Annotated in this window: 2 protein-coding genes; one reads left to right on the forward strand and one right to left on the reverse strand. The window is 42.7% G+C overall.

Features of this window, described 5'->3' with window-relative positions:
• The first annotated feature begins 336 nt into the window (after positions 1-336).
• Positions 337-996, forward strand: a complete 660-nt coding sequence (gene msrA / locus CCS02_RS21940) for a peptide-methionine (S)-S-oxide reductase MsrA (protein WP_100637736.1) — start codon at positions 337-339, stop codon at positions 994-996.
• Between the two features lie 124 nt (positions 997-1120).
• Here the strand turns inward: msrA and CCS02_RS21945 are convergent, their stop codons facing one another.
• Positions 1121-7222: a tandem-95 repeat protein gene (locus tag CCS02_RS21945; RefSeq protein WP_232728943.1), complete on the reverse strand. Its 6102-nt coding sequence runs from the start codon at positions 7220-7222 to the stop codon at positions 1121-1123.
• Between the last annotated feature and the right edge of the window lie 94 nt (positions 7223-7316).

Raw genomic sequence — 7316 nt, forward strand, 5'->3', positions numbered from 1 at the left:
CAGCTGGGATTGCTGACGTTTTAAGAATACTTTCAATATTGCTGGGCATGTGTGTCTCCTAACCTGTTGGTCGAAAATATCGGATGGCTACCTTTTACCTTGCGGTAGCGGAGGATACAAGGTGCGTATTATAGGTAGATTAATCCAAGAGTCAAGCACTGCAAGAGAACTAGATAGGATTAGTTGAAAATAAATCTTTCTCCCTCATTATTTACCTCTATAAAACAGACTTAGCCTCTTATTAGATATAGAGAAGCTTAAATACTTGTATCCTCCGCTACCGCAAGGTAAAAGGTAGCCATCCGATATTTTCGACCAACAGGTTAGGAGACACACATGCCCAGCAATATTGAAAGTATTCTTAAAAAGTCAGCAATCCCAGCTGAAGCCGATGCTCTTCCAGGTAGAAGCACACCTTTAAAAATCTCTGGTATACACGCAGTTAACAATGAACCGTTTGTCCGCTCTGAAAAACCTAATGAATCCGAGATCATTCTTGGGATGGGATGTTTCTGGGGTGCCGAACGCAAGCTATGGAATACTCCCGGTGTTATCGTCACGTCTGTTGGCTATGCAGGTGGCTTTACATCCAACCCAACCTATGAAGAAGTTTGCTCTGGGCAAACAGGACATAGCGAAGTCGTACAGGTTGTTTTTGATACCTCTATTATCTCGTTAGAGGGCGTACTTAAGGTTTTCTGGGAAAACCATGATCCTACCCAAGGTATGCGCCAAGGCAATGATATCGGCAGCCAATATCGTTCTGTTATCTACACCACCAACGATAAAGACATGCCGATTGTGGAAGCCAGCAAAGCGGCATTTCAAAAAGAACTACTCGGCGCAGGCCACGGCATGATCACTACAGAAATCGAACCTCTCGATACCTACTACTTTGCTGAAGAATATCACCAGCAGTACCTACACAAAAACCCGAATGGGTATTGTGGCCTCGCAGGCACAGGCGTGAGCTGCCCTATTGGCTTAAACGTATAATTTAAGTAGCCCGGAATAATCACGCGCTGTACTTAATATGCTTTAGCAACAAGAATTTTATAGAAACGAAAAGGCCGAATCGTATAACGATTCGGCCTTTTTAGTGGGCTATATCAGAGCAAGATTAACCATCAATATTGATATTGTACTCTTGGTCGTTATAGATGACTTTGATCGAATCAGTCGATGACACCGAACCATCCAAGTTAGAATCGAAATTAGAAGCAGAACCAAATTCAGCCACATCCTCGCCCCCAACTTTAACATGTCCATCTGTTACCTTAACGTTCTCTGTTAAGAATTTGGTAATCGCATCAACATCAGCATCTTTACCTGGGTTCCCTCCTATTCCTGTTAACAGATCAGTTAAATCTAATGCGTCCTCAGCCGCGTTAAAATCGGTAATAATATCGATATTTGACACATCTGCTGTGTCATTCAATATAAAGATATCGTTACCAGCGCCTCCTGTCATAATGTCTGAAACTTGGTCATCACCGCCAAACAAAATATCATTTCCAGCGCCTCCGATCAGTGTATCGTTATCTTCAGAACCAATTAGGTAGTTGTCCTTATCATCTGAAGCTCCAGAATCATCTGAACCAAAAGACACTGAACTTGTGATATCTAGATCCGGTAATTCAACACTACTGACGACTTGAAGAGTATCAATAGTTGTTTGACCATTCGTAATTTCAATATCATAACTACCATCTGAATTTGGTGCCAGTAATACGCCATCTAGCGTCAAAGATGCCTCTGAAGGCACACCAAACAAAGTCACTACAGCTGGTTCTATGGTGCTGTCTGAATAATCAATATCCACTGTCACACTATAGCTAAACGTAGACGAGTTATAATTATTGAAGGCACTAGAATCACCTTTAATAACACCATCACTCATCACGATATTTTCAAAGTTAACGATTTTAGACTTAATGTTATCAACATTATTGTAGTAATCATTTTTAGTGTAAGAGGACAAATAGATAGAGTCATTACCACTTTCTCCATCCACTTCACTATAAAGTTTACCCTCAATAATAATGACATCATTTCCGCTGCCTAATTCAATATCAGCATTAGACCAAACATTGCCTTTAATAATGACTGTATCATTGCCGTCATCACCTCTGATTTTGCCAGACACATCACCTTGGACTGATAAAATGTCGTCTCCACTACCTAACTCTGCATCACCACCAGAATTAATACTGCCACCAATTACAACAGTATCATTACCTGTACCGGCATCAATATCACTGTTCAAATCTCGAGCAATGTAAGCAGAATCATTTCCTTCACCAAGAGTGATTTCAGCATTTGAATTAACACTACCACCTATAGCCAAGCGATCATTACCTTTCGATAAATCAATATCTTCATTAGCATTACCGCGTATTTCGACAGAATCGTTGCCTGCACCGCCATAGATTGAGCCATTTGAATTTAGCTCACCTTTTACAAGAAGATTGTCGTCCCCGTCTCCAGAAAAAGAACCGTCATCAAGGTATAAATCACGGTTAACATTACCAGCGATAACAATATTATCGCTGCCGTCGCCAGCAGAGGCATCGTAGTTCAAATCGCCATTGATATAGAAGGATCCATTAGCGCCTTGCGACCCGTTTGAATTAGCTAAAACCTGAGTGTCAAAGTTCTCACTATGCCCTTTCCAAACATCAACATTAAAATCAGATATATCCGCTGCAGTTGACACTGATACCGTCGGTAAAACACCATCTGGCGTCACGCTAATTGAAGCGGTTGCCTTATCTGTTCCACCTTTTCCATCAGAAATAGTGTAATCAAAAGTTGCTGTTCCGAAGAATCCTTTCAATGGAGTAAAGTGAATGACGCCAGCAGTATCCATATAGGCATAGCCATTCTGAACATTACTTATACTTGTTACCGTTAAAGCATCTCCATCAGCGTCTGTGTCGTTCGCAAGTAAACTATCAACGGTTATATCTAGGCCTTGCTCTTGCGAAGTAATAAATCCAGTCTCACCAGTTGAACTAAGAATAGAGGCATCAAGTACAAAATACGTTGCGCCGCCATCAGCACTTAATACTGGCTTGAATACATAGTCACCACCTTGATCCCACCAAATCATGTCTATAGCTTGGTAGCCTGACTCAGTGACAGTAAACGATTGGTGCGTTGTCGTATTTTCTGATTGAATGCCATCAACCGTCGCAACCGCTTCACCATTGATTGTTATCTGATAACCATCATCTGCCGTCACTTTAAAATTATAAGTGCCTGCCGCCAAATATACATAACCTTGAAGGTGGATACCGCCATCAGTATTATCACTAGGATCGTTACTTAATGTACTGGCATCCTCACCTAAGAAAGTCTGTAAATTAGTCCCTTTTGCAACATCTCCTGAACCTTTACCGTAATCAATATTTGTAGCGTCAAAAGTGGCATCTGGCTCTTTACTTTCAATAAGGGCCCTAAAGTCACTAATATTATTAAGCTGTGAATTGGTTCCATAATATTCACCAACAAGACCAGCAAAGAATGCATTAGACGCCCCATCATCTTGAGCAACAGGAGCCGTGTTCGTTCCGACGTCGATAGATAAAGTCGCCGATGACGTACTACCATCTGAGTCCTGAATCATGTAAGAGAATGTTTCTTGCGCGCCAGCTGGAATTTTGTCTACAGAAGCCGTTACTTGATACGTGTAACTACCGTCTGCATTAAGCACTAAATTACCATATTGACCCTGAATACTTGAACCGACATTCGCATCAGACTCAGTAACAAGCCCCCCAACAGCGACACTGACAACAGAAGTATCACCATCTTGACTGAGTGCATCAGCCCCGACACCATCATCGCCCTCAAGCACATTACCTGTCGTTTCAGGAAGGCTATATCCTTCACCCTCAACAACTCGAACGACCAATTCGTAACTAGTCGATGCATTTTCATCCGTGTAAATAGAAGTAATTATATCGCCATCTGAATTACCGACTTCTCTAAAACCAACAACCTGTAAAGTATAAACCTCACCTTCCCATTCAAATGTCACAAAAGTATTTTTAACCGTAACAATATCTCGTGAAGCTAAAGCATCGCTTGAGTTAACGGTCTCATTATGATCAAAGTCTACTTTTAATGTGACTGGCTGAGTCTCACCAGTGTCATCGGTGATAGAGAAAGCGACTTCCATAGAAGCTGCTGTGATAGCACCGCCGTCATACACAGGATAATTGTAGTGAGTAAATGTACCGAGCACGATATCTTCATTTAACTCAAAACGACCATCGAGGTTCGCATCATTATCAACAAAGCCATAACCCGATTGAGAACCTGAACCTGCCGGACTACCCCAACGAATTTGATCCAAACCATCATCATTGTCATCGCTATCAAACTTACGAATATCAGAACCATTTTGATAGCTTACCCAGTTTGCCTCTATTCCAGTAACCTCAAAGGTTTCTCGACGAACAGTGATACTATCTTCGTCATTTACGGCAACAGGCGCAGAATCTTCAATTGAAACAGAAACATACTCAGTCGTTGTCGCAAGGCCATCATTAACCGCAATACCAAAGTCAACAGTAACTGCATTCCCCAATGTGGTATCGCCATGATCCACAGGACCACTTAAAGTAACCACATAACCATGCTGACCATCTGTGTCTGTAAGCGCCACACGAATAATTTCAGTCTCACCCGCTTTGGCGACCAAATTGCCACTGCTGTCGGTTGTCCAAACCAAGGTTACACCACCAGATGTCATGACCTCAGCTGGAGCAACAAGTGATAACGCCAAATTCTGGCCTTCTGCATCACTTATACTAAATGCCCCAGTCACTGAGGCACCATTCGCTGCTGCAGAATCGCTATCAAGCAAATCATCTTCGGAAATGACCACAGAATCAGAACCATCCGCAAACGCTAGCTCAGGAGCAGAATTTTCCCAAGTTGCACTACCGGAAACGGCAGCAGCACCTGGATCTACGGCTGTAGCCGTCGCAGTTACTGACAACTCACCATCAAAGTCGTCAGGCACTGACAGTACTAAACCTTTAACCGTAACAACACCAGTCTCAGGATCAATCGCTACATTATTTGTAAAACCGCCACTGTTTAGCGAGATTTTCCAAGTTGTTACTCCATTTTCAGTCCCGAGCTTTTCAGCGCCAGACAAAGACGTCCCTTCTGGCGTAGTCACTGTTAACTCCGTAATGTTTTCAGAATGGTCTGTATCAGTCGGAGCGGCGGTGATATCAACTGTGTAATTTGTTACAGCTGACTCGTAAGAAACGCTATGAAGCAAGTAATCACTCGTCGCAACACGATCCCCAGTTGTCGGTGTAGAAAACTCGATTGCCAATATGGATTTACCCTCTGGCGCGTTCACAGTGACAGGATCACCAATTCGATCATAACCGCCTTCGTCACTATTACCATCAATGGTAAAAGTCGCCGATGTTCCATCACTATACTTAACAGTATAAACAGCCGTCTCATTATGACTATTCAACCAAGCAAGTTCGAATGTTGCGGATGAAGCGGGTTTATCAAGCTCGACGACTAACTTCTCTTGCTTACCAATTTCTGAATCTGCGCCATTCCCAGCCTGACCTGTCACTCCAAAACCAGTAGGCGTACCAGAATCCTTAATGGAAATAGCAACGACATCATTCTCACTGTTATAAGCCGTCACGGTGAAACCGGCTGGATTGCCAACAGGATCTTCTATTCCATCAAGCACGTTAGACAAATCTACGCTATAAAGAGTCGTTGTTGTTGTCGGCTCCAACGTCAACTGAACTGTTGGTACATCAGTGACTGGCGTGACGTTGACGGTTGCGGTCGCTGAAGCCGTATTACCAGCTTCATCTATAACTTGATATGCAATCTCAACCTCACCGCTGAAATCCGCAGCCGGTGTAAAGAGCAGTGTCCCATCTTCATTGACAGTGACAGTCCCTTTTTCAGAGTCAAAAGAGACACTGCCAGGAACCAATACGGCACCACTTTCATCATTTGCGAGAATATTAATGACTATCGGCTCAGCAGAATCTTCATTCATAGACACTGTTTCACCAGCCACCTCAGCAACCGTATCAAGAGTAAACTCTAACGTACTACTTTCAGACGTATTTCCTGCAGAATCAACTTGACGAACAGTAACTGTATTCACACCTTCCGATGTGGTTGGTGCTGTAGTGATCCATTCTCCATCAACAAAATATTCAAGCGTAGCGCCGCTTTCAATACCAGTAATCGTGTAGCTGCCATCATTAGTCAAATTGTCATTCGCTGAACTACCACTATCAGTGTTAAGCGAGATGACAAGTGAATCTGGCGCAGAAGTATCGACGATATGGGTAGACGTTGTTTTACTCTCAACGGTATTACCAGCCGCATCAGAAGACGTCACAACAACCTCAAACTCGGTATCAGCCGCTAAATCACTGCCTGCAACAGCAAGAGCCCAAACACCACCAGTAGCAACTGTTGTGGAGTATTCTCTACCATTGATCGTCATCTTGACCACATCACCAACGGAAATATCACCACCAACAGCCTTACCAGAAACAGTGATAGTTTGACCACTTTCTTCAGCGTTAATCACATCATCAGATGTGATCGCATCAACCGTGACAGTACCAGCTCTCGCAAAAAGATCGACTGAGTAGTTAAGGCCACCACCAGTTTCAATGACAATAGTATTACCAGCATCATCTTCAAACTCAGCTGTTACTTGTAATTTATGGTCAGAATCGCTGGCTAAATCGGAACCAGCAACCTCTAGAGAAAAGCCGCCATCACTCTGAATGTCTTCCGCTTTAACCGTGTATGCATGACCATTAATAGTGACCACAATATCCTTAGCATCAGTATCATCTTCAACAATAAAGGTACCTGTTAAAGTAACCATTCCCTGGGACTCGATAGCATTAACAATATCATCCTCAGTAACGTCATCAAAATACAAAGCGGCTGTAATAGTAGTATCTAAAATAGCAGTATTAGTAACATTACCTTCATTTCCAGCCCCATCAACTACTGTCATAGAAACAACTAATGAGCCATCAACTAAACCAGCTAAATCAAGCCCTGTCACAGACACATTACCTTCACTATCAACTGATATAGCAGAGACAGGAACAGATAATGTATTAGCTGGATTCGAGCTATCCGTGATCACAATACCAACTACGGAAGCTCCTGACTCAACCTTACCAGTCAAATCCGTAGAGCCACTTTCATTTTTGTTTAAATAAATATCACCATTAGTCTCAAACGAGATTGTGTTAACACCATCTGCATTTTCTGGGGCTGTG

It is taken from the genome of Marinomonas sp. ef1, assembly GCF_002806845.1.
Classification (GTDB): domain Bacteria; phylum Pseudomonadota; class Gammaproteobacteria; order Pseudomonadales; family Marinomonadaceae; genus Marinomonas; species Marinomonas polaris.

Excerpts from the sequence above, each read along its gene's own strand:
- msrA (WP_100637736.1), top strand. The coding sequence starts at position 337 with ATGCCCAGCAATATTGAAAGTATTCTTAAAAAGTCAGCAATCCCAGCT.